Origin of the sequence: Pseudomonas sp. LG1E9 (assembly GCF_003290225.1) — a bacterium.
Lineage (GTDB): Bacteria > Pseudomonadota > Gammaproteobacteria > Pseudomonadales > Pseudomonadaceae > Aquipseudomonas > Aquipseudomonas cyclaminis.
In genome coordinates this window covers 4473961-4495842 of the sequence record NZ_CP029983.1, presented here as the reverse complement: position 1 = coordinate 4495842, position 21882 = coordinate 4473961, and the positions used below count along the sequence as shown (strand labels likewise).

Below are 21882 nucleotides of genomic sequence, written 5' to 3'. Positions count from 1 at the left end.
GCACCCAAACTGCCATTACGCAGTGGGTTGTCATTTTTCAGGTACTCAAGGAACGGATATCGCCCTTCTGCGGCGGTCGGGAGTCATGTTGGAAAACTACTATCGCGAGCTGGTGTGTTTCCTCAACGCCAAGCTGGGCAACCGTCAGGTGGCCGAAGATGTGGTGCATGACGCTTACGTTCGGGTACTGGAACGATCTAGCGCCGTCCCCATCGACCAGCCCCGCGCGTTTTTGTACCGCACCGCGCTGAACCTGGTGATCGACGGCCATCGGCGCAATGTGCTGCGCCAGTACGAACCGCTGGAAATACTCGACAGCGAAGAACGCTTTTCCCCCGGTTCCCCCCACGCCAGCCACGACCAGGACCAGCGCCTGGAGCTGCTTGAGCGTGCCCTGGCCGAGTTGCCGAAAGCCTGTCGCGACAGCTTCCTGCTGCGCAAGCTCGACGGCATGACCCACCTGCAGATTGCCGAGCGCCTGGGTATTTCCCGCGCCCTTGTGGAAAAACATATCGTCAACGCCATGAAGCACTGCCGGGTGCGGATGCGCGAGTGGGAAGCACACTGATCGCTGATCAGTTAAATTTTATTTCACTGTCCTCGTTTCCTATCAACACATGACCTGTTGTACAGGTCTTGAAGGTATTCCTGCCCCATCGCCAAGGGGCTTATCCAGAGGACACTGGAATGACACAGGCAATTGCTTCGCCCGCGGTTCACGACCTTATCGGTATCGGTTTTGGCCCATCGAACCTGGCGCTGGCCATCGCCCTGCAGGAACGAGAGAAAACCCAGGGCAAACTGGACGCGCTGTTTCTCGACAAACAGGCCGACTACCGCTGGCACGGCAATACCCTGGTAACCCAGAGCGAACTGCAGATTTCGTTCCTCAAGGACCTGGTGACCCTGCGCAACCCCACCAGCCCTTACTCCTTCGTCAATTACCTGAAGGCCCACGACCGCCTGGTCGACTTCATCAACCTGGGTACCTTTTACCCGTGCCGCATGGAGTACAACGACTACCTGCGCTGGGTCGCGGCGCAGTTCCAGGGCCAGGGCCGTTATGGCGAGGAAGTGCTCGCGATCGAACCGATCCTGCATCAGCAGCAGGTTGAAGCACTGCGCGTGATTTCCCGCGACGCCCACGGCGAGCAGCATGTGCGCACCACGCGCTCGGTCGTGGTCAGCGCCGGTGGTACGCCACGGGTGCCGGAGGCGTTCAAGGGGCTCAGGGACGACCATCGCGTATTCCATCACTCCCAGTACCTGGCACGCATGGCGCAACAACCCTGTGTGGACAGCAAGGCGATGCGCATCGCGATCATCGGCGGTGGCCAGAGCGCGGCCGAAGCCTTTATCGACCTCAATGACAGCTACCCGTCGGTGCAGGTCGACATGATCCTGCGCGGTTCGGCGCTCAAGCCCGCCGATGACAGCCCGTTCGTCAACGAGGTGTTCTCGCCGGCCTTTACCGACCTGGTGTTCCAACAAGTGGGGGCCGAGCGCGAGCGTCTTGTCGCCGAGTACCAGAACACCAATTACTCGGTGGTGGACCTGGACCTGATCGAGCGTATCTACGGAATTCTCTACCGCCAGAAAGTCTCCGGCATCGCGCGTCACGCCTTCCGCACCATGACCGTGGTGGAAAAAGCGCTGGCCGGTCCGCTGGGTATCGAATTGACCCTGCGCAACTCTGCCACCGGTGACATCACCGTCAATCATTACGACGCCGTGGTGCTGGCCACCGGCTACGAGCGCCAGATGCACCGCGAACTGCTGGCACCTCTGGAAGCGTATATGGGCGATTTCGAAGTGGCCCGCGACTACCGCATCGTCACCGACGAGCGCTGCAAGGCTGGTATCTATATCCAGGGCTTCAGCCAGGCCAGCCATGGTTTGAGCGACACCTTGCTGTCGATTCTGCCGATTCGTGCCGATGAAATTGCCGCATCGTTGTACGAAAACGACCGCAGCCGAGGCAAGGGGCGTTCGGTGAAGGACCTGCTGCTGGCCACTGCCAGCTGACAGGCTGCACTTGTGACCCGGAGGGTTGCCTGATACTGTACAAAAAACCAGTATCGGTAGCCCTCCATGCAGTTGATCGAAAAACTCAGCATCCTCGCCGACGCCGCCAAGTACGACGCTTCGTGCGCCAGCAGTGGCGCGCCCAAGCGCAGTTCGGAGGGCAAGGCGGGGCTGGGCTCCACTGATGGCATGGGCATCTGCCACAGCTATACGCCCGACGGCCGCTGCGTGTCGCTGCTCAAGGTGCTGCTCACCAACTTCTGTCTCTACGACTGCCAATACTGCGTCAATCGCCGCTCCAGCGACGTGCCCCGCGCGCGTTTCAGCCCGGAGGAGGTGGTCACCCTGACCCTGGACTTCTACAAGCGCAATTGCGTCAGCGGGCTGTTCCTCAGCTCCGGCATCATCCGTTCGTCCGACTACACCATGGAGCAACTGGTGCGGGTGGCGAAACTGCTGCGTGAAGAGCATGACTTTCGCGGCTATATCCACCTCAAGACCATCCCCGACGCCGACCCGGCGCTTATCGCCGAGGCCGGGCGCTATGCCGACCGGCTGAGCGTGAACATCGAACTGCCCACCGAGGCCAGCCTGAACACCCTGGCGCCGGAAAAACAGATCGTCACGATCAAGCAGGCCATGCAGACCATCTACACCGGCGAGCAGACGGTGCTCAACGAACCCCGCGCCCCGCGTTTCGCCCCGGCCGGGCAGAGCACGCAGATGATCGTCGGCGCCGACGACACCGATGACAGCACCATCCTTCACGGCGCCGAGGCGCTGTATGGCAACTTCAAGCTGCGCCGTGTGTATTACTCGGCGTTCAGCCCCATCCCCAACAGCCCGAAAAGCGTGCCCCTCGCCGCGCCGCCCTTGATGCGCGAGCACCGTTTGTACCAGGCGGATTTCCTGCTGCGCAGCTACGGCTTCAGTGCCAATGAATTATTTGAAGGCCCCGGCCATCTGGCGCTGGATATCGACCCCAAGCTGGCCTGGGCCCTGGAGCATCGCGAGGTGTTTCCCCTCGACCTCAATCGCGCCGAACCGACCCTGATCGCACGCATCCCCGGCATCGGCCTGCGCACCACGCAACGCCTGGTGGACCTGCGCCGTGAACGCAAGATCCGCTTCGAAGACCTGGCGCGCATGCGCTGTGTGCTGGCCAAGGCCAAGCCGTTTTTCATCACCAGCGACTACCACCCGCAGCAAGCCGACAGCACCAGCGTGCTGCTGCGCGAACAACTGCGTGACCGCCCGCAACCGCAACAGATGGGGTTGTGGGGATGATCAGCCTGGAATGCGACAACCTGTTCAGCACCTGGCGCGAGCAAGCCCGCTGGCTGCTCAGCCATCAGGTCGACCCCAGCCAGGTGAGCTGGGGCGAGGCCGAAGTGGCGGACCTGTTCGCCACTGACGAAGCTATCCCTGAAGGTCTCGGCCCTTACCAGGCGCGCATTCCCAAGGCGCTGATCGAGCTGCTGGAGTCGGCGGCCTGCTATCACGGAGACCAGCGCTGGAGCCTGCTGTATGAAGTGCTATGGCGCGTCAGCCATGGCGACCGCACGGCGATGCTGGCGGGGGACAAGCTGGGCAGCGAATTGCAGCGGCGTATCAAGCAGGTCAGCCGTGAAGCCCACCACCTGCATGCGTTTGTGCGGTTCATTGCGTTGCCTGCAGAGGCGGGCCCCGAGTTGCCGGAATATGTGGCCTGGCATGAGCCGGCCCACGACATTTTGAAATCGGCCAGCCAGCACTTTGTCGGGCGTATGGGGCGACATCGGTGGATGATCGCCACCCCGCTGGATGGGGTGTATTACGACGGTGAACAGCTGATTCATCAGCGCGAGTGCCCCGAGGCATGGCAGCAGTTGGCGCAGAATGTCGAAGACCCGCACAGCGCTATGTGGCTGACCTACTACAGCCACATTTTCAATCCGGCGCGGTTGAACCCCAAGGTGATGGAAGGGCACTTGCCGAGTCGGTTCTGGAAGAACTTGCCCGAGGGCAAGTTGATACCGGGGTTGATCAGCGAGGCGCGTACGGGCAAACAGAAGGATGGGCAGGCGAAGTTGGTTGGCACTAAGCCGGGAAAACGGATTTCGAGCAGGCACGGTTGAAAGTGGGGAATGGGTATCTACACAATTTCCAGTGGATGCTGAATCTATGGCAAATGGGCTGTTGTGGTGAGCGGGACAAGCCCGCTCACCACAGAGTTATGTATCAGCCTTTAAAGAGTTGTGTAGATACCCATGGCCATCGGGGGAAGCCCCCTCCCACATGGGACCTCGGGTATTTGGGGGAGTGGGGTCAGGTCAGTTCGGTCGCGGTGTTTTTAACCACCGCCAACTCCGGGTGCGCCACCAACTTATCGATGTGCAACTCATCATTGTTCAACCAGGTCTCCGTCAGCACCCGGTAATGCTCCATGTCCCGGCAACGCATGCGCAGGCTGTAGTCAAACGGCCCGCTGATCAATTGGCATTCGAACACCTGGGGACAGGCCTTGACGCAGGCTTCGAAGGCCTTTTGCGCCGAGCGCCCGCTTTGGTTGGACAAGGCCACCAGCACCAGCAACGACAGCCCTGGCGAGACCATCTGCACATCGATGATCGCCCCATACCCACGGATCACCCCGCGGCGCTCCAGCTTGCGCACTCGCTCCAGGCAGGGTCTGGGGGTGAGGTGCACCAGTGACGAGAGCTTTTCGTAGGTGATGCGCCCCTGATGGCGCAGCACTTCGATGATTGCTTCGTCGATGCGGTCCAGCGCGGGGGAGGTATGGGGTCCGTTGGCCTTGGTATCCATGGGTTTCACTTCAAACGATTGGAAAGAAATTGCTGCAAGCGCTCGCTCTTGGGGTGATCGAGGATCTCGGCGCCGCCGTGTTCCTCGACCCGGCCCTGGTGCAGGAACAGCACTTGGTTGGACACCTGGCGGGCAAAGCCCATCTCGTGGGTGACCATCAGCATGGTACGACCTTCCTCGGCCAACGTCTGTATGACTTTGAGGACTTCTCCTACGAGCTCAGGGTCGAGTGCGGACGTTGGCTCATCGAACAGAATGATTTCCGGCTCCATCGCCAACGCCCGCGCAATCGCCACGCGCTGTTGCTGGCCACCGGACAGGAACGCCGGGTATTGATCCGCGACGCGGCCGGGCAGACCGACCTTGTCCAGGTACATCCGTGCGCGCTTTTCTGCTTCAGCCGCACTGACGCCCAACACCCGGCGGGGCGCCATGGTGATGTTTTCCAGCACGGTCATGTGGCTCCACAGGTTGAAGTGCTGGAACACCATGGCCAGGCGCGTGCGCAGGTTTTGCAATTGCGCTTGATGCGGCGCACGGGTGCCGGCGCGGCCTTGCTGCATTTCGATGCTGATGCCGTCCAGGGTGATCACCCCGGCGTCGGGCTGTTCCAGAAAGTTGATGCAACGCAGCATCGTACTTTTGCCGGAACCACTGGCGCCAATCAGGCTGATTACATCGCCTTGGCGGGCGTTGAGCGAAACCCCTTTGAGCACTTCGTGCTCGCCGTAGCGTTTATGAATGCCTTCAACTTGCAGCTTGATCGCAGCGGTTGCGGTGTTGGCAGTGGGTTCGTCAACAGGATAAGTGGCCAGGGCCTGCGCGGACTGATTCATGGGTTAGCCTCGGGTAGGAACAAGAAAACGCATCCAGCGACGTTCGGCCAGTCGAAACAGGCCCACCAGTGCAAAGGACAGCAACATGTACAGCAGGGCGGCGATGCCGAAGGCCTGGAACGTCAGGAACGTCTCGGCATTGGCGTCGCGGGCCACTTTGAGGATATCGGCGACGGTGGCGGTGAACGCCAGCGACGTGGCGTGCAGCATCAGGATCATTTCATTGCTGTAGGCCGGCAACGCACGGCGCAACGCGGCAGGCACCACCACAAACAGGTTCAAGCGCCAGCCGTGCAGGCCATAGGCGCGGGCGGCTTCGATCTCGCCGTGGGGGATATTGCGGATGGCTCCGGCAAAAATTTCCACGGTGTAGGCGCAGGTGTTCAGCACAAATGCCAGCAAGGTGCAGTTCAGCGCGTTGCGGAAAAACTGATTGAGCAGTGCGTTGTCCTGTACCACGTCCAGGCTGTACAGCCCGGTGTAGCAAATCAGCAGTTGGATATACAGCGGCGTGCCGCGAAACAGGTAGGTGTAGACCTCCACCGGCCAGCGCAGCCAGAAGTGCTCCGAGACCCGAGCCAAAGCCAGGGGAATCGACAGAACGAAACCCACCACCACCGAAATGATGAACAGCCAAAGCGTCATGGCCACGCCGGACAAGCCCGCGCCATCACTGAACAAGTAGGCCAGGCCGTATTGCTGGAACAGTTCGATCATCGCGCCATCCCCTTGATGCCGAGGTTGTAGCGCCGTTCGAGGCGCTTGAAGATGCGGTTGGAGAGGGTGGTGATCACCAGGTAGACCAGGCCGGCGAGGATCAGGAAGTACAGCGGCTCATTGGTGGTCTTGCCAGCGTTTTGCGCGGCCTTGACCAGGTCCGACAGGCCGATGATCGACACCAGCGCCGTGGACTTGAGCAGCACCAGCCAGTTATTGCCCAGGCCCGGCAGTGCGAAGCGCATCAACTGCGGGAAGAGCACCAGGTGAAACCGCTGCCAGCGGCTCAGGCCATAGGCAGTAGCGGCTTCCAGTTGGCCGACCGGCACACTGAGGATCGCGCCACGGAAGTTTTCGGTGAAATACGCGCCGTAGATAAACCCAAGGGTAATTACCCCGGCGGTAAACGGGTCGATTTCAAAATAGGCCCAGCCAAAGCTTTCGGTCAGGTCGTTGAGCCACAGTTGCAGGCTGTAGAAAATCAGCAGGATCAGCACCAGGTCCGGCACGCTGCGGATCAGCGTGGTGTACAGCGTGGCCGGCACCCGCAGCCAGTTGGCGCGGGACAGCTTGGCACCGGCGGCGAGCAGACCGAGGGTGAGGCTCAGGGCCAGCGCGAGGAACGCCAGTTTGAGCGTCATCCAGGCACCCTGGGCCAGCATGGGGCCGTAGCCTTGCAGGTTGAGGAGGTCGTTCATGGGGAGAAATCTCTAAAGGCGCAGATATTCCCCTGCGGGCCCGGCTTGTGGGGGAGGGGGCAAGCCCCCTCCCACATGAGTCCTCTACCACAGGGGGCTCGGCGTTGGCTTACTCGTGGTAGATGTCTTGATCGCCGAAGTATTTTTTCTGGATCTGCGCGTAGGTGCCATCGGCCTGGACGGCGGCGATGCCCTTGTTGATCAGCGCGCGCAATTCCTGGTCGTTCTTGCGCAGGCCCATGGCAATGTCCAGCGGCAAGGTCGGGTCCTTGAAGGCCGGGCCGGTCTTGAAGTCGGCGCCTTCGGGCTTGGACAGGAAGTTGAGCTGGGCTTCGAGTTTGTCGGTCAGGGTGGCGTCGAGGCGACCGTTTTGCAGGTCGGCGTAGTTCTGTTCCTGGGACTGGTAGGCCTTGACCTGTGCCCCGAGCCTGGCCAGGTGCGCACGGGCATAGGCTTCCTGCAACGAGCCTTGCAACACGCCGACCTGCTTGCCTTTCAACGATTCGGGTGTGTCGCCGAAGTCGGCGCTTTTACGGGTGATCACCGACGTGGGGCTGAGGAACAGCCGGTCGCTGAAATCGATGACTTTCTCACGGGCCGGGGTCACGGCCATGGACGACATGATGGCGTCGAACTTGCGTGCGCGCAGGGCCGGGATCATGCCGTCGAATTCGTTGTGCACCCACGTGCATTTCACGTCGAGCTTGGCGCAGATGGCGTTGCCCAATTCGATATCAAAACCTTGCAGGCTGCCGTCAGCGGCCACAGATTCGAAGGGCGGGTATTCGGGGAACACGCCGAAGCGGATTTCTTTCCAATCCTGGGCGTGGGCGGCGGTGGCGCACAGTGGCAACAGCAACGCAGCGAACAGTGATCGCAATGGAGTCATGGTGTAGTCCCTATATTTTGTAATTGATGTCAGGGCAGTAAAAAAGAGGTGCAGCTGCATTCATTCGGTGACTCTCTGGTCGGGCTCAGAATGCTTCATGGTGGTGCGTTTTTTGTGTCGTTTACCCGGTGCGCAAAGCGCAAATTGCGCTGTAAAAAAGCGCAATGCAGCGGAATCGGCTGTCGGACCCGCTGAATCGGCTTTTCAACGCTGTAAATAGGGCCTGCCCTAGGCGCAAAGCGGCAGGCCAGAGCGGTCTCAGGCGCGCTTTTTGTGCTGTGCGCGTGGCTGTTGGGCCAGGCGCGCAAAGAGGTCTTTCGGGTCGGCGAGGTCCGGCACCAATTCCAATTCGCTGCCCACATCCAGCGCCTTGGCCACGTCCAGCACATAGCGCAGGGCCGAGTAGTCTTCGATGGCAAAGCCCACCGAGTCGAACAGCGTGATCTGGCGCGCGTTCTCGCGGCCCGGTTGCTGGCCGTTGATCACCTGCCAGAGTTCGGTCACCGGCGAATCTTCCGGCATGTGCTGGATCTCACCTTCGATACGGCTTTGCGGCTCGTACTCGACGATCACCCGGGCGCGCTCGACGATACGGCGGTCCAGTTCGGTCTTGCCTGGGCAGTCGCCGCCCACGGCATTGAGGTGCATGCCCGGCTCGATCATCTCGTCCGTGAGGATGGTCGCGTAGGCCTTGTCGGCGGTCACGGTGGTGACGATGTCCGCACCTTTGACCGCTTCGGCCACGCTGCCGGCCAGAATCACCTTGATCGCCGGGAAGGCCTTGAGGTTGGCTGCCAGCTTGGCAGTGGCCTTGGCGTCGATATCGAACAGACGGATTTCGTTGATGCCGAGCATGGCGTGAAAGGCCAGGGCCTGGAATTCACTTTGCGAGCCGTTGCCGATCAGCGCCATGCTGCGGCTGTTGTCGCGCGCCAGGTAGCGTGCGACCAGCGCCGAGGTGGCGGCAGTGCGGATGGCGGTGGTCAGGGTCATTTCTGCCAGCAGCACCGGCTTGCCGGTGTCCACATCGCCCAACGCTCCGAACGCCATGACGGTGAGCATCCCCGCCAGGGTGTTCTTCGGGTGGCCGTTGACGTATTTGAAGGCGTACAGCGACGCGTCGGACACCGGCATCAGCTCGATCACACCGTCCGGCGAGTGGTTGGCCAGGCGTGCGCATTTTTCGAAATCCTGCCAGCGCAGGTAGTCGGCGCGGATGTATTCGGCCATCTCGGTGATGCAGGTTTGCAGGCCTTTTTGCGAGACCAGGTAGCTGAGGTCGTTGACGTCGATATAGCGGGTCATGGCAAGACTCCTTATTGAAATGAGGGGTGGGCAGGCAGGTGCACTTCCGCCAGCATGCAGCGGGCGCTGCCGCCGCCGATGCGTTCGATGTTGTCGATGTTCACCACCACCGGTCGGGTATGGCGTTCCACATGCTGGCGCTGGGCCGGTTGCAACGCGCCCCAGGCACTGGCGGACATCACCAGCAGCGGCTGGCCATCGCGGTCGTGGACTTCGAGCATGTTGCCGGCGAAGGCTTCCAGCTGGTCAAAATCAAGGGCAAGGATGTCCTTGCCGGTGTCGTGCAGGGAGCGCTCCAGGGTCAGGCGTTCGCCTTCGTCGGGCAGGGCTTGCAGGCACACCACCGAGAGGTCGCGGCCCACGCTCATCATCACGTTGCTGTGGTAGATCGGCGCGTGGTGGCGGTCCACCGCGTGGAATACGCAGAGCTGGTAGTCGAGGCGCGCGGCGAATTCGCGCAGCGCATCGTGGTGGGTACGCCCGGAATGGCATGCATAACTGATGCGGTGCTGGCGGTCGAGCACCATGCTGCCGGTGCCTTCAAGGAAGATGTTGTGTTGTTCGAGGTGGCTGAGGTCGATGGTGTTCTTGACCGCAAAACGTTGTTCCAGTACTTGCAGCACGCCCTTGTTGCGCTCCAATCGACGGTTCTGGCCTTCCATCGGGTACAGCACCAGACTGCCGTCGGCATGGCTGCTCCACCAGTTGTTGGGAAAGATCGAGTCGGGGGTATGGGGCGCCGGGGTGTCCTGCACCACCAGTACTTCCACGCCGTGCTGGCGCAGGGTATCGACATAGCCGTCGAACTCTTCCAGCGCTTTCTGCTGTGCGCTGAGTGGGTCCAGGGGCTGGCGTTGGAAGCGGTTGTTGATCGCGGTGTCCGGGTTGAAGGCAAAGCGCGCCGGGCGAATCATCAGGACGGTGTTGGTGGTTTGCATGGGGGCACGAATCCATGGGGTTGGGCAGTGGGGCTATTTTGTGCGCTGTGGCAGAGGAATCCCGGCTGAAACCAAGGAGCGCCTCAGCCGGGAAAGCTGAAAAGTGGGGTATGGCAGCCGAACCGGCTGTAGGGGTGAAATGCGCTTGAAGTGTGGGAGGGGGCTTGCCCCCGATGGCGGTGGCTCAGCCAGAAAATCCATATCTGAAGGATTGCTTTCGGGGGCAAGTCGAATCGTCGCACCGCCCCTCCCACATTGGTATTGTGGTGTCTGTTCCAGCGTCGTCAGCCAGGAGGAATCATGTCCACCGTCGTTCGTCTCGCCCAAGCCACCGATGCCGAAGGCATCAGCCAAGTCATCCTGGCGGCCCTGCGCAGCAGCAATGCGCAGGATTACCCCGCGGATGTGATTGCCCGTGTGGCGAGCAACTTCACGCCGGACGCAGTGCTGGCGTTGCTCAAGCGCCGTATCGTGCTGGTGGCGATCCAGGATCAGAGCGTGGTCGCCACGGCGGCGCTTGACGCCAATGTGGTGCGCTCAGTGTTCGTCAACCCGAGCTTGCAGGGGCAGGGCATCGGCCGGTTGCTGATGATGGAAATCGAGCTGCGCGCCCGTGAAACCGGGGTGACGGTGTTGAGTGTGCCGTCTTCGCTGACCGCCGAGCCGTTCTACACCAAGCTGGGGTTTCACACAGTGCGCGACGTTTACCATGGCAACGAGCGCACGCTGGTGATGGAAAAGACGCTGTCATCACGCTATCCCATCGGGCCGTATCGCGACCGCTCGCACCGTGCGCAAGTGATTGAGTTATGGCAGGAGGCGTTTGGCTATGACACCGCGCATAACCTGCCGAGCCTGGCGATCGATAAAAAGCTGGCCGTCAATGACGGGTTGTTCTTTGTGGCGACGGATAAAAAAGCGGTGATCGGGACCATCCTTGCCGGTTACGACGGCCATCGCGGCTGGCTGTATTCGGTTGCGGTGCACGCGGACTATCGGCGTCATGGCCTGGGCGCGTCGCTGGTGCGGCATGCGGAGCAGGCGTTGACGGTGCTGGGCTGCATGAAGATCAACCTGCAGATCACCAGTGGCAACGAGGCGGTGGCGGGGTTTTACGAGGCGCTGGGGTATGGGGTGGAGCCGAGGATCAGCATGGGCAAGAAGATTGCTGGGAATATCCCTCAATCTTGAAAATACTGGAGATCAAAATGTGGGAGGGGGCTTGCCCCTCCCACACTTTTTTGCGGTGTTGCTGGGTCAGACCTTGACGATCCAACCCGCTGGCGCTTCAACGTCGCCGGTCTGCACGCCGGTCAGCTCTTTGTAGAGCTTCTGGGTGATCGGGCCGACTTCGGTTTCGCTGTGGAACACATGCAGGTTGCCGTTGTACTGGATGCCGCCGATCGGCGAGATCACCGCCGCAGTACCGCAGGCGCCGGCTTCCTTGAAGTCGGCCAGTTTGTCGATGAACACTTCGCCTTCAACCACTTCCAGGCCCAGGCGGGTCTGGGCCAGTTCGATCAGCGACAGGCGGGTGATGCCTGGCAGCACCGAAGGCGACTTCGGCGTGATGAACTTGTTGTCGTGGGTGATCCCGAAAAAGTTGGCCGAGCCGACTTCTTCGATCTTCGAGTGGGTCATCGGGTCCAGGTAGATCGCGTCGGCGAAGCCGGATTTTTTCGCTTCCGAGCCCGGCATCAGGCTGGCTGCGTAGTTGCCGCCGACTTTCGCAGCACCGGTGCCCTGTGGGGCGGCGCGGTCGAACGTGGAGATCTGGAAGTTGTGTGGCACCAGGCCGCCCTTGAAGTAGGCGCCGACCGGGATGCAGAACACCGAGAAGATGAACTCCGGCGCGGTCCGCACGCCGATGTTGTCACCGGTGCCGATCACGAACGGGCGCAGGTACAGCGCGCCGCCGCTGCCGTACGGCGGGATGAACCGCTCGTTGGCCTTGACCACTTGTTTGCAGGCATCGATGAACACGTCGGTCGGCACATGCGGCATCAGCAGACGGGCGCAACTGCGCTGCATGCGTGCGGCGTTCTGGTCCGGGCGGAACAGGTTGATCGAGCCGTCCTTGCAGCGGTAGGCCTTGAGGCCTTCAAAGCACTGCTGGCCATAGTGCAGGGCGGTGGAGCCCTCGCTGATGTGCAGCACGTTGTCGTCGGTCAGGGTGCCGGCTTGCCACTCGCCATCCTTGAAGGTCTGGAGGTAGCGTTTGTCGGTCTTGATGTAGTCAAAACCCAGCTTGTCCCAATTGATGCTTTCGTTACCCATGACACCCTCTATCTTTGGTCAAGTCGGTTTTTTTCTGAATGGGCGCAACAATACTTCATTCTTGGCTTGTGTGGGAGCCACGGGGTGGATGCCTTCAGGCTCTGTGTTGGCTGATCCACCGCTATCGGGGGCTTGCCCCCGATGGCCTCGCCACGGTTTTACAGATGCAACGCGTGACCCAATGCCCTCAATGCAGCTTCCTGCACCGCTTCGCCCAAGGTCGGATGGGCATGGATGGTGCCCGCCACATCCTCCAGGCGTGAACCCATTTCCAGGCTCAGGCCAAACGCGGTGGACAGTTCCGATACACCCACGCCCACGGCTTGCCAGCCGACGATCAGATGATTGTCACGCCGCGCCACCACCCGCACGAAGCCGGCTTTCGACTCCAGGGTCATGGCCCGGCCATTGGCCGCAAACGGGAAACTCGACACGATGCAGTCCAGGCCCGCCGCCTTGGCGTCGTCCGGGGTCTTGCCGACCACCACCAGTTCCGGGTCGGTAAAGCACACCGCCGGGATCGCTGCCGGGTTGAATTCGCGGGGTTGACCGCTGATCAGTTCGGCAACCATTTCGCCCTGGGCCATGGCGCGGTGGGCCAGCATCGGCTCGCCGCTCAGGTCGCCGATGGCGTACACATTGCGCATGCTGGTCTGGCAACGGCTGTCGATCTGGATCGCCGCGCCGTTCATCGCCAGGTTCAGCGCTTCAAGGTTCCAGCCCTGGGTGTTGGGTTTGCGCCCCACTGCTACCAGGACCTGATCAGTCTCCAGGGTCAATGTATCGCCGTTGGGGTCACGCACCTGCAGGCAGTTGTCGGCGAACCCGGTGACGCTGTGCTTGAGGTACAGCTTGACCCCCAGTTGCTTGAGGGATTCGCTGACCGGCTGCGTCAGTTCGGCGTCGTAGGCCGGCAGGATGCGATCCTGGGCCTCGACCACACTGACCTCGGCGCCCAGCTTGCGATAGGCAATCCCCAGCTCCAGGCCGATGTACCCGCCGCCCACCACAATCAGGCGCTTGGGCACACGGGTTGGCGCCAGGGCTTCGGTGGACGAAATGATCGGCCCGCCGATCGGCAGCATCGGCAAGTTGACGCTGGTCGAACCGGTGGCCAGCAGCAAGTGTTCGCAGTGGATGCGCTGATCGCCGACGTCGACGGTCTTGCCGTCCACCACCTTGGCCCAGCCGTGGATCACCTGCACTTTGTGTTTTTTCAGCAGTGCCGCGACGCCGGTGGTCAGGCGGTCGACGATGCCGTCTTTCCATTCCACGCTTTTGCGGATGTTGAGGGTCGGTACGTCCACATCGATGCCCAGGAGCGAGCCCTGGCTGTGATGCACGGTTTGCTGGAACTGCTCGGCCACGTGGATCAAGGCCTTGGACGGAATGCAGCCGATATTCAGGCAGGTGCCGCCCAGCGCCTGGCCTTCCACCAGGATGGTCGGGATGCCCAACTGGCCGGCGCGAATCGCTGCCACATACCCGCCAGGCCCGCCGCCGATGATCAGCAAAGTGGTATTCAAGGTCATGACTTACTCCAGGAACAGGCTGGCGGGTTGTTCGAGCAGGCCGCGAATGGCCTGGATGAATTGCGCCGCGTCCATGCCGTCGACCACGCGGTGATCGAACGAGCTGGAGAGGTTCATCATCTTGCGCACCACGATCTGGCCCTTGATCACCATGGGCCGTTCGACGATGCGGTTGACCCCAACGATGGCCACTTCCGGCAAATTCAGCACCGGCGTGCTGACGATGCCGCCGAGGGCACCCAGGCTGGTCAAGGTGATGGTCGAACCCGACAGCTCATCGCGACTGGCCTTGCCATTGCGTGCGGCCGTGGCCAGGCGCGCGATTTCCTCCGCGTTGCCCCACAGGCTGCGGGCTTCGGCGTGACGCACCACTGGCACCATCAAGCCCACGTCGCTTTGGGTGGCGACGCCCACATGCACCGCACCAAGGCGGGTGATGATCTGGGCTTCGTCGTCATAACGCGCATTGATCTGCGGGAAATCGCGCAACGCCACGACCATGGCCCGCACGATAAACGGCAGCAGGGTCAGCTTGCCGCGTGTGGCGCCGTGTTTCTCATTGAGGTGCACACGCAACTCGTCCAGTGCGGTGACGTCGATCTCTTCGACGTAGCTGAAATGCGCGGCGCGGCGGGTGGCGTCCTGCATGCGCTGGGCGATCTTGCGGCGCATGCCGATCACCGGGATCTGCTCTTCGGTAGTGCGTTCGGCGTAGGGGTTGGCGGCTGTCGAGGACGGTGTCGCGCCTTGCTGAAGGTAAGCGTCGAGGTCTTCATGCAAGACCCGGCCAGCGGGCCCGGAACCTTGCACCAGACGCAACTGGATACCGGCATCCAACGCATGCTTGCGCACGGCAGGGGAGGCCAGCGGGCGTTCATGGGTTTCGCGGGCCACCGGCGCCGCTGCGGGCTGGGTCGCGGGTTTGGCCTCAACCACCGGCGCGGGCCGGGCTTCGACCACAGGCGCAGCCTTCACCGGCTCAGCCGCGACCGGCGCGTCCTTGGTGTTACCGGCGCCTTCGACTTCGATGCTGATCAGGATACTGCCCACGGCCATGACTTCACCCGGCTCGCCGCCGAGGGAAAGCACTTTGCCGTGCACCGGCGAGGGAATGTCCACCATCGCCTTGTCGGTCATGACATCCGCCAGCACCTGGTCTTCGACGACCATGTCGCCGACCTTCACATGCCATACCGACAATTCAACTTCTGCGATGCCTTCGCCAATGTCCGGCATCTTGATAACGTGCGTGCCCATTCAGACCTCCATGACCCGTTTCAACGCCGCGCCCACTCGGGTCGGCCCTGGGAAATACGCCCATTCCTGCGCGTGCGGGTAGGGAGTGTCCCAACCGGTGACGCGTTCAATCGGCGCTTCCAGGTGGTGGAAGCAATGCTCTTGCACCAGCGCTACCAACTCGGCGCCAAAACCGCAGGTGCGGGTGGCTTCGTGCACCACCACGCAACGGCCGGTTTTTTTCACCGACTTGACGATGGTTTCCAGGTCCAGCGGCCACAGGCTGCGCAGGTCGATGACTTCGGCGTCGATGCCGGTTTCTTCAGCGGCAACCTGCGACACATACACCGTGGTGCCATAGGTCAGCACGGTAACGGCCGAGCCCGGACGCACGATGGCTGCCACGTCCAGCGGCACGGTGTAGTAACCGTCGGGAACCTGTGCTTGCGGGTGCTTCGACCACGGCGTGACAGGACGGTCGTGATGGCCATCGAACGGGCCGTTGTACAGGCGCTTGGGCTCAAGGAAGATCACCGGGTCATCGTTCTCGATGGAGGCAATCAGCAGGCCTTTGGCGTCGTAGGGGTTGGACGGCATCACCGTGCGCAGGCCGCAAACTTGCGTGAACACCGCTTCGATACTCTGGCTGTGGGTCTGGCCGCCGTAGATGCCACCCCCGCAGGGCATGCGCATGGTCAGGGGGGCGGTGAACTGGCCCGCCGAGCGATACCGCAGGCGCGCGGCTTCGGAGATGATCTGGTCGGTGGCGGGGTACACATAGTCGGCAAACTGGATTTCAGCGACCGGGCGCAGACCATAGGCACCCATGCCCACGGCCACGCCGATAATGCCGCTTTCCGAGATCGGCGCGTCGAATACCCGCGAGCTTCCGTACTTACCCTGCAACCCTTCGGTGCAACGGAACACGCCGCCGAAGTAACCGACGTCCTGGCCGAACACCACCACGTTGTCGTCACGCTCAAGCATCACATCCATGGCCGAGCGCAGGGCCTGGATCATGGTCATGGTGGTCGTGGTCATGGCGGTTTCCAATTCGATGCTGTTGTTGTGATCGTTCATGTCAGATCCCCAACTCTTGACGCTGGCGCTTCAAGTGCTCCGGCATCTCTTTATAGACGTCTTCGAACATGGTCGCGGCGCTCGGAATCTGGCCGCCGGCAAGGGTGCCGTACTGTTCGGCTTCTTTCTGCGCCTTGACCACTTCGGACTCAAGCTCGGCACTGACCGCCGCGTGCTCTTCTTCGGACCACTGGCCAATCTTGATCAGGTGCTGCTTGAGACGGGCAATCGGATCGCCCAACGGAAAGTGGCTCCAATCGTCGGCTGGGCGGTATTTGGACGGATCATCCGAGGTGGAGTGCGGACCGGCGCGGTAGGTGACCCACTCGATCAGGCTCGGCCCCAGGTTGCGCCGCGCACGTTCGGCGGCCCAGGCCGAGGCGGCGTACACCGCGATAAAGTCGTTGCCGTCCACGCGCAGGGAGGCGATGCCGCAGCCTACGCCGCGTCCGGCGAAGGTGGTGGCTTCACCGCCGGCAATGGCCTGGAAGGTGGAGATGGCCCATTGGTTGTTTACGACGTTAAGGATGACCGGCGCACGGTACACGTGGGCGAAGGTGAGGGCGGTATGGAAGTCCGATTCAGCGGTGGCGCCATCGCCGATCCAGGCGGACGCGATCTTGGTATCGCCCTTGATCGCCGAGGCCATGCCCCAGCCCACACCCTGTACGAACTGGGTGGCAAGGTTGCCGGAAATGGTGAAGAAGCCCGCATCCTTGACCGAATACATGATCGGCAACTGGCGGCCCTTGAGCGGATCGCGCTCGTTGGACAGCAACTGGCAGATCAGGTCCACCAGTGGCACTTCGCGGGCCATCAGGATGCTTTGCTGGCGGTAGGTAGGGAAGCACATGTCGTCGATGTTCAAGGCCAGGGCCTGGGCACTGCCGATGGCTTCCTCGCCAAGGCTCTGCATGTAGAACGACATTTTTTTCTGACGCTGGGCGACCACCATGCGGTTGTCGAAGATGCGCGTCTTGAGCATGGCGCGCATGCCTTTGCGCATGATTTCCACACTGACACCTTCGGCCCATGGCCCCAGGGCCTGGCCCTGGTCGTCGAGCACGCGGATCAGGCCCTTGGCCAGGTCGGCGGTGTCGGCGGGTTCTACGTCGATGGCGGGTTTGCGCACCAGGCCTGCGTCGGTCAGGCGCAGGTAGGTGAAGTCGGTCTTGCAGCCTGGTCGGCCCGAGGGTTCAGGGACGTGCAGGCGCAGTGGTTCATACTGCTGGGTCATGGCTTCTACGCTCGATCTTGTGAATTTCTTGTAGTGGGCGCGCTAGCTGACAGTCAGTCTTCGGGTAGAAGAAATCTTGTCCTACAACAATCATAGGCGGGGCGTAGAAGAATATTTATCTGTGTTTCGTTGCGCTCAGGATCATTTGCGGATAAAAAAACTGCATAAACATAATAAACAGGTGATTTTGTCTCATGCGCAAACTGGACCGTACCGACATCGGCATTCTCAATGCCCTGCAGGAGAATGCCCGCATCACCAACGCCGACCTGGCCCGCTCGGTCAACCTGTCGCCCACACCGTGTTTCAACCGGGTCAAAGCGATGGAAGAGTTGGGGTTGATTCGTGAGCAGGTCACGCTGCTCGACGCCGACCTGCTGGGGCTGCACGTCAACGTGTTTATCCACGTCAGCCTGGAAAAGCAGAATGAACTGGCGTTGCAGCAGTTCGAAGGCGCGATCTCGGACCGCCCCGAAGTGATGGAGTGCTACCTGATGGCCGGCGACCCGGACTATCTGATCCGGGTGCTGGTGCCGACGATTCAGTCGCTGGAGCGCTTCATGATGGACTTTTTGACCAAAGTGCCGGGGGTGGCGAATATCCGGTCGAGTTTTGCGTTGAAGCAGGTGCGCTACAAAACCGCGCTGCCCTTGCCCGCCAATGGCATCAGCCTGGGCGGGTAGGGCTATGACGCGCTAGTGGCGTCGGCTGTTTCGGTCGCCGTCCATTTTTCGTAGCAATAGGATTTCTGGTCGGCATAACCCGATGCTGTTTCGCCTGGGGTGCTGATTTCACGCTCCAACAACCAGTGGCATTGGAGCTCGGCCCGGGTAATGCCCACATAGGCAAGACGCAAGGCCTCGTCGGCCTGGGCTCTGTCATAGGCCATGGACTTGCCGTCCCCCAGGCCCGCCAGGTTGTACAGCTGATTGCGCTTGGATTTGGTCGGCTTGTAAAAGGTATCGCCGATGACGAATACGGTTTGCGCCTGCAGCCCCTTGGACTTGTGAAACGTCATCAACTTGACGTTTCGATCGTGTTTTCTGGCATCACGCAATAACCCACCCAGGGCCCGCCGGTAAGCGGTCACCACCGTGCCAACCCGGAATACCATCAGAATGCTGTGCCCGTCTTCGTAGGCCTTCTGGACAAGTTCCAGAATCGTTTCGTCGGGCTGACTGATCTTGGTCTTGGCCTTCACGTAATGCAGGTAGACCGGCGACACGCGGTCAATCACCTTGGCATTCGCGGCGACACCGTGCTTGGCTTTGTCATTGGACGTTGAGCGCACCACCTGTTCTGCCGCATCAATGATTGCCTGATGGGAGCGGTAGTTGTTCTGCATGTACAGCGTTTGTCGTGTGTGGCTGAGAAAGTGCTGGTGAAAGTCCATCAGGTACTGGGGCGAGCTGCCACGCCAGCCGTAAATGCTCTGCCAATCGTCACCGACCGCCATCAGCGAATTGCCGATACCGGCCTGGCCCTGGTTGCGGCGCCGAATCTCCTTACAGCACTGGCGAATCCAGGAAATGTTCAACCCGGAGACATCCTGGAACTCGTCGATCATCAGGTGACGCATACCGTCCAGCTCGGCGGTGGGGATTTGTTTGATGGCCTCGGGGTTGCGTTCACCAAAGAGGGCGAATGCTTGATTGAACGTGATCAGCGGCTTGGGGGACATGCCTTGAAGGTGCGTATGGAAGGCTCGCCAAAAACCCTTGAGTGCCAGGTAGAACGATTCACGTGCGTCGCCTGGAACGAAGGTCATCTTGCCGATCGCATTGTCGACATCCAGCCCCAGGTTTTCGATGTAATTGCCTTCCGAGAAAAATACCTGGATCAGGTTGGTTTCCTTCAGCGTGGTACCAGGCAAGTCGTATTCGAATTGCGGGGCGCTGATGACCATGTGCTCGGCGTTGTCCATCAGTGTCTTCGCTGCTGTCACATGATTGAGCAGTACGAAGTTTTTCTTGTAACAGTCACTGATGATTGCCTGCCTGGCCCAGCTCTCACGCTTGAGGTTGACGCGGGCGCCTTCGCGAAAGGGGATATCGTCCTGGGTTACACCGGTATCCGGCCAGCCGAGAATCAGTGCTGCGTCATATTCCTCCAGATAGCCGTTGACGATGTAGGGCTGGCCTTCCAGGGTAATGATCTGGCGCTCGCCCAAGCCTGCAATCGGCCACAGTCCGAGATCCGTCCAGGCCTTTTCGATGGCGTCACACACGGCCAGGTCCCGCTCGGAAGTGGCCTTGAGCGTGTGGGCGCGGTTTTTGCGCATTTTGTCCGTCATCGGCATCGGCGGTGCAAACGCTACCGATTTATACAGGGCCAGGATGTGCTTTTTGAACTCGGCGTCGTGCTTGTAAAGGTCATTGAACACCTTGTAGAGCACGGCCAACTGTTCGGTGTTGAGGGTGGACGAAAACGGGTTGTCGAGCTCCTCGTCATCGTCTTTCATGTCGGGGCCTAAAAAGTCAAAATAACCAAGGGGGCCGCCGGTAAAGGCCTTCATGAAACCGAATACTTTGCTGTGGAACGTGCGCACCAGGCTTTTGATTTGGTCTTCGCTGAGCGGGATGCCCCAATGTCCAAAAATCTTGACGATTTTTTTCATCAGGTCTTTTTTCGATTCAGTCGTGAACGTGGTGACTTGAAGATGATTGAGGGGGATACCCAGATGAACGTGTTTGAGCACGACCCGCAACGCCAGCGTCGTCGACTTGCCGGAACCAGCGCCGGCAATTACCGAAGTACAGGTGTTTTCGGCGAAGATCATTGCCCATTGTTCCGCGCTCGGTTGCTCGTGTTCGGGTAAATACATGGCCACTTCGGCGCGCATTTTTTGCTTGATGGCCTCGGTGACCGGCAGTAGTTCGTCATCGAACAGGCAGTGATCTTCGCCCGGCAAGGGGGCGACGCTGCGCAGGTCGTTGAACTCAAGCACGGCGCGCCCCGCCGCGTAGCCATCGTCATAACCGCTGAGCTTTCCTTCTTCGATACCGCGCTTTCTACCTTGCTTGATTCCCACGGACTTCCCCTTGAGAAACGAAGGGGCATTGATCGCGCCCAGCGCATCGAGTGACAGGGACAAGAGAGAGGCCAGCAGGCGTGGGATTACAGAAAGGTGTTGATTCAGGCTGGACGCGGACTCTTCGCCAGGTTCAGGGGAGGGCGGTTGGTTGCTCATAGTGTCCTTGCCAAAAAAATCCTGACGTCGAAGAGCGTCTTCGACGAAAACCGGGTAGTAACAGGCCGCAAAAGCGCACAGGGCCTGGGTGGAAAATATCTATTTCCGAATACTACACGGTGCTGGCTTTTTGGCTAAGCCGCGATTGGCCGCCACTGTTTCGGCGCCCGTATCGATGCAGGCTCGACAAGGGCAGGGTTTTACAGTTGATTGAGCGGGATTTTCAAATACACAACGCCGTTGTTTTCCGCCGGCGGCATATTCCCCGCCCGCACATTCACCTGGATCGCTGGCAGCAGTAACGTCGGCATGCCCAACCCGGCATCGCGCTGGGTGCGCATTGCCACAAATGCCGCCTCATCCACCCCGTCATGCACATGGATATTTCCCGCGCGCTGCTCGGCCACGGTGGTCAGGCACTTGGCCTCGCGTCCTTCAGGCGGGTAGTCATGGCATACGTACAGCTGGGTGTGCGGCGGGAAGGCCAGCAACTTGCGCATCGACGCATACAACTGCCGCGCATCGCCGCCGGGGAAGTCGCAGCGGGCGGTGCCCACATCGGGCATGAACAGCGTGTCGCCTACCAGGATCAATTGATCCTCGATCAGGTAAGCCATATCCGCCGGGGTGTGGCCGGGCACGTGCAGGGCCTGGGCCTTCAAGCCGCCAATATGGAAAACCTCATCCGGCGCAAACAGGTGATCGAACTGCGAGCCATCGACGCGAAATTCCGGTTCCAGGTTGAACAGATTCTTGAACACGTCCTGCACCTTGCTGATCGACTGGCCGATGGCGATCTTGCCGCCCAGCGTGCGGCGCAGGTACGGCGCAGCCGACAGGTGGTCGGCGTGGGCGTGGGTTTCCAGCAGCCACTGCACTTGCAGGCGGTGTTCGCCCACGAAGGCGATGACTTTGTCGGCCTGGCGTGTGTCCGTGCGCCCGGAGGCCGGGTCGTAGTTGAGCACCGAGTCGACGATGGCACAGGGGCCGCCGTCCGCTGCATAGACGACGTAGGTGTAGGTCGACGACGCCTCGTCCAGAAAGGATTGAATCAACGCTGACATGGCGACGGTCCTTGAGGGTGGATTGCGGCTTACATTCAAGATGTTTTCCACAT

The 21882-nt window shown here is 60.9% G+C and carries 20 protein-coding genes; 6 read left to right on the top strand and 14 right to left on the bottom strand.

The features are described from left to right. Positions 1–85 precede the first annotated feature (85 nt). From DNK50_RS20425 to DNK50_RS20410, 4 genes are all read left to right on the top strand, one after another. Positions 86–568, top strand: coding sequence for a sigma-70 family RNA polymerase sigma factor (locus DNK50_RS20425; protein ID WP_099586596.1), 483 nt, complete (start codon positions 86–88; stop codon positions 566–568). 119 nt (positions 569–687) lie between these two features. Then, on the top strand, positions 688–2025 hold the full coding sequence (locus DNK50_RS20420; protein WP_099586597.1) for a lysine N(6)-hydroxylase/L-ornithine N(5)-oxygenase family protein: 1338 nt from the start codon (positions 688–690) through the stop codon (positions 2023–2025). Between the two features lie 66 nt (positions 2026–2091). Next, entirely contained in the window at positions 2092–3312 is a 1221-nt protein-coding gene (locus DNK50_RS20415; protein WP_099586598.1) for a putative DNA modification/repair radical SAM protein, read from the top strand. Beyond that, positions 3309–4142 carry a TIGR03915 family putative DNA repair protein gene (locus tag DNK50_RS20410; RefSeq protein ID WP_112196038.1) on the top strand — a complete coding sequence of 278 codons (834 nt, stop codon included), beginning with the start codon at positions 3309–3311 and terminating at the stop codon, positions 4140–4142. Before DNK50_RS20415 ends, DNK50_RS20410 begins: the two co-directional genes overlap by 4 nt. A gap of 190 nt (positions 4143–4332) precedes the next feature. Here DNK50_RS20410 and DNK50_RS20405 read toward each other — a convergent pair whose 3' ends face one another. The 7 genes from DNK50_RS20405 to ctlX form a co-directional block, all read right to left on the bottom strand. Continuing rightward, positions 4333–4830 (bottom strand): Lrp/AsnC family transcriptional regulator, encoded by a 498-nt coding sequence (locus DNK50_RS20405; RefSeq protein ID WP_099586600.1) that lies wholly within the window; start codon positions 4828–4830, stop codon positions 4333–4335. A 5-nt stretch (positions 4831–4835) separates the two neighbouring features. Then, positions 4836–5666 carry an ABC transporter ATP-binding protein gene (locus DNK50_RS20400; protein WP_256595321.1) on the bottom strand — a complete coding sequence of 277 codons (831 nt, stop codon included), beginning with the start codon at positions 5664–5666 and terminating at the stop codon, positions 4836–4838. A gap of 3 nt (positions 5667–5669) precedes the next feature. Continuing rightward, positions 5670–6383 carry an ABC transporter permease gene (locus DNK50_RS20395; RefSeq protein ID WP_099586601.1) on the bottom strand — a complete coding sequence of 238 codons (714 nt, stop codon included), beginning with the start codon at positions 6381–6383 and terminating at the stop codon, positions 5670–5672. Continuing rightward, positions 6380–7081, bottom strand: a complete 702-nt coding sequence (locus DNK50_RS20390; RefSeq protein WP_112196037.1) for an ABC transporter permease — start codon at positions 7079–7081, stop codon at positions 6380–6382. Before DNK50_RS20390 ends, DNK50_RS20395 begins: the two co-directional genes overlap by 4 nt. 109 nt (positions 7082–7190) lie before the next feature. Next, entirely contained in the window at positions 7191–7970 is a 780-nt protein-coding gene (locus DNK50_RS20385; RefSeq protein ID WP_112196036.1) for an ABC transporter substrate-binding protein, read from the bottom strand. A gap of 258 nt (positions 7971–8228) precedes the next feature. Continuing rightward, a complete protein-coding gene (locus DNK50_RS20380) occupies positions 8229–9275 on the bottom strand; it encodes an ornithine cyclodeaminase (protein ID WP_099586604.1) in 1047 nt (348 codons plus the stop codon). Between the two features lie 11 nt (positions 9276–9286). After that, positions 9287–10213 (bottom strand): citrulline utilization hydrolase CtlX, encoded by a 927-nt coding sequence (gene ctlX / locus DNK50_RS20375; RefSeq protein WP_112196035.1) that lies wholly within the window; start codon positions 10211–10213, stop codon positions 9287–9289. Between the two features lie 300 nt (positions 10214–10513). Between ctlX and DNK50_RS20370 the strand changes: the two genes are divergently transcribed. Next, positions 10514–11404 (top strand): GNAT family acetyltransferase, encoded by an 891-nt coding sequence (locus tag DNK50_RS20370; RefSeq protein WP_099586606.1) that lies wholly within the window; start codon positions 10514–10516, stop codon positions 11402–11404. A gap of 66 nt (positions 11405–11470) precedes the next feature. Here the strand turns inward: DNK50_RS20370 and DNK50_RS20365 are convergent, their stop codons facing one another. The 5 genes from DNK50_RS20365 to DNK50_RS20345 form a co-directional block, all read right to left on the bottom strand. Further along, positions 11471–12490 (bottom strand): branched-chain amino acid aminotransferase, encoded by a 1020-nt coding sequence (locus DNK50_RS20365; protein ID WP_099586607.1) that lies wholly within the window; start codon positions 12488–12490, stop codon positions 11471–11473. 158 nt (positions 12491–12648) lie between these two features. After that, on the bottom strand, positions 12649–14022 hold the full coding sequence (gene lpdA, locus DNK50_RS20360) for a dihydrolipoyl dehydrogenase (protein ID WP_112196034.1): 1374 nt from the start codon (positions 14020–14022) through the stop codon (positions 12649–12651). A 3-nt stretch (positions 14023–14025) separates the two neighbouring features. Next, on the bottom strand, positions 14026–15279 hold the full coding sequence (locus DNK50_RS20355; protein WP_112196033.1) for a dihydrolipoamide acetyltransferase family protein: 1254 nt from the start codon (positions 15277–15279) through the stop codon (positions 14026–14028). Beyond that, positions 15280–16338: an alpha-ketoacid dehydrogenase subunit beta gene (locus tag DNK50_RS20350; RefSeq protein WP_099586610.1), complete on the bottom strand. Its 1059-nt coding sequence runs from the start codon at positions 16336–16338 to the stop codon at positions 15280–15282. Between the two features lies 1 nt (position 16339). Then, positions 16340–17575: a 3-methyl-2-oxobutanoate dehydrogenase (2-methylpropanoyl-transferring) subunit alpha gene (locus DNK50_RS20345; RefSeq protein WP_112196032.1), complete on the bottom strand. Its 1236-nt coding sequence runs from the start codon at positions 17573–17575 to the stop codon at positions 16340–16342. Between the two features lie 194 nt (positions 17576–17769). Here DNK50_RS20345 and bkdR point away from each other — a divergent pair, with 194 nt between their 5' ends. Next, positions 17770–18258 carry a Bkd operon transcriptional regulator BkdR gene (bkdR, locus tag DNK50_RS20340; protein ID WP_099586612.1) on the top strand — a complete coding sequence of 163 codons (489 nt, stop codon included), beginning with the start codon at positions 17770–17772 and terminating at the stop codon, positions 18256–18258. A gap of 2 nt (positions 18259–18260) precedes the next feature. Here the strand turns inward: bkdR and DNK50_RS20335 are convergent, their stop codons facing one another. Together DNK50_RS20335 and DNK50_RS20330 are read right to left on the bottom strand one after the other, a co-directional pair. Further along, positions 18261–20765, bottom strand: coding sequence for a UvrD-helicase domain-containing protein (locus DNK50_RS20335; protein ID WP_112196031.1), 2505 nt, complete (start codon positions 20763–20765; stop codon positions 18261–18263). A gap of 200 nt (positions 20766–20965) precedes the next feature. Beyond that, positions 20966–21829 carry an MBL fold metallo-hydrolase gene (locus DNK50_RS20330; protein WP_099586614.1) on the bottom strand — a complete coding sequence of 288 codons (864 nt, stop codon included), beginning with the start codon at positions 21827–21829 and terminating at the stop codon, positions 20966–20968. Between the last annotated feature and the right edge of the window lie 53 nt (positions 21830–21882).

Excerpts from the sequence above, each read along its gene's own strand:
- DNK50_RS20425 (WP_099586596.1), top strand. The coding sequence starts at position 86 with ATGTTGGAAAACTACTATCGCGAGCTGGTGTGTTTCCTCAACGCCAAG.
- DNK50_RS20420 (WP_099586597.1), top strand. The coding sequence starts at position 688 with ATGACACAGGCAATTGCTTCGCCCGCGGTTCACGACCTTATCGGTATC.
- DNK50_RS20415 (WP_099586598.1), top strand. The coding sequence starts at position 2,092 with ATGCAGTTGATCGAAAAACTCAGCATCCTCGCCGACGCCGCCAAGTAC.
- DNK50_RS20410 (WP_112196038.1), top strand. The coding sequence starts at position 3,309 with ATGATCAGCCTGGAATGCGACAACCTGTTCAGCACCTGGCGCGAGCAA.
- DNK50_RS20405 (WP_099586600.1), bottom strand. The coding sequence starts at position 4,830 with ATGGATACCAAGGCCAACGGACCCCATACCTCCCCCGCGCTGGACCGC.
- DNK50_RS20400 (WP_256595321.1), bottom strand. The coding sequence starts at position 5,666 with ATGAATCAGTCCGCGCAGGCCCTGGCCACTTATCCTGTTGACGAACCC.
- DNK50_RS20395 (WP_099586601.1), bottom strand. The coding sequence starts at position 6,383 with ATGATCGAACTGTTCCAGCAATACGGCCTGGCCTACTTGTTCAGTGAT.
- DNK50_RS20390 (WP_112196037.1), bottom strand. The coding sequence starts at position 7,081 with ATGAACGACCTCCTCAACCTGCAAGGCTACGGCCCCATGCTGGCCCAG.
- DNK50_RS20385 (WP_112196036.1), bottom strand. The coding sequence starts at position 7,970 with ATGACTCCATTGCGATCACTGTTCGCTGCGTTGCTGTTGCCACTGTGC.
- DNK50_RS20380 (WP_099586604.1), bottom strand. The coding sequence starts at position 9,275 with ATGACCCGCTATATCGACGTCAACGACCTCAGCTACCTGGTCTCGCAA.
- ctlX (WP_112196035.1), bottom strand. The coding sequence starts at position 10,213 with ATGCAAACCACCAACACCGTCCTGATGATTCGCCCGGCGCGCTTTGCC.
- DNK50_RS20370 (WP_099586606.1), top strand. The coding sequence starts at position 10,514 with ATGTCCACCGTCGTTCGTCTCGCCCAAGCCACCGATGCCGAAGGCATC.
- DNK50_RS20365 (WP_099586607.1), bottom strand. The coding sequence starts at position 12,490 with ATGGGTAACGAAAGCATCAATTGGGACAAGCTGGGTTTTGACTACATC.
- lpdA (WP_112196034.1), bottom strand. The coding sequence starts at position 14,022 with ATGACCTTGAATACCACTTTGCTGATCATCGGCGGCGGGCCTGGCGGG.
- DNK50_RS20355 (WP_112196033.1), bottom strand. The coding sequence starts at position 15,279 with ATGGGCACGCACGTTATCAAGATGCCGGACATTGGCGAAGGCATCGCA.
- DNK50_RS20350 (WP_099586610.1), bottom strand. The coding sequence starts at position 16,338 with ATGAACGATCACAACAACAGCATCGAATTGGAAACCGCCATGACCACG.
- DNK50_RS20345 (WP_112196032.1), bottom strand. The coding sequence starts at position 17,575 with ATGACCCAGCAGTATGAACCACTGCGCCTGCACGTCCCTGAACCCTCG.
- bkdR (WP_099586612.1), top strand. The coding sequence starts at position 17,770 with ATGCGCAAACTGGACCGTACCGACATCGGCATTCTCAATGCCCTGCAG.
- DNK50_RS20335 (WP_112196031.1), bottom strand. The coding sequence starts at position 20,765 with ATGAGCAACCAACCGCCCTCCCCTGAACCTGGCGAAGAGTCCGCGTCC.
- DNK50_RS20330 (WP_099586614.1), bottom strand. The coding sequence starts at position 21,829 with ATGTCAGCGTTGATTCAATCCTTTCTGGACGAGGCGTCGTCGACCTAC.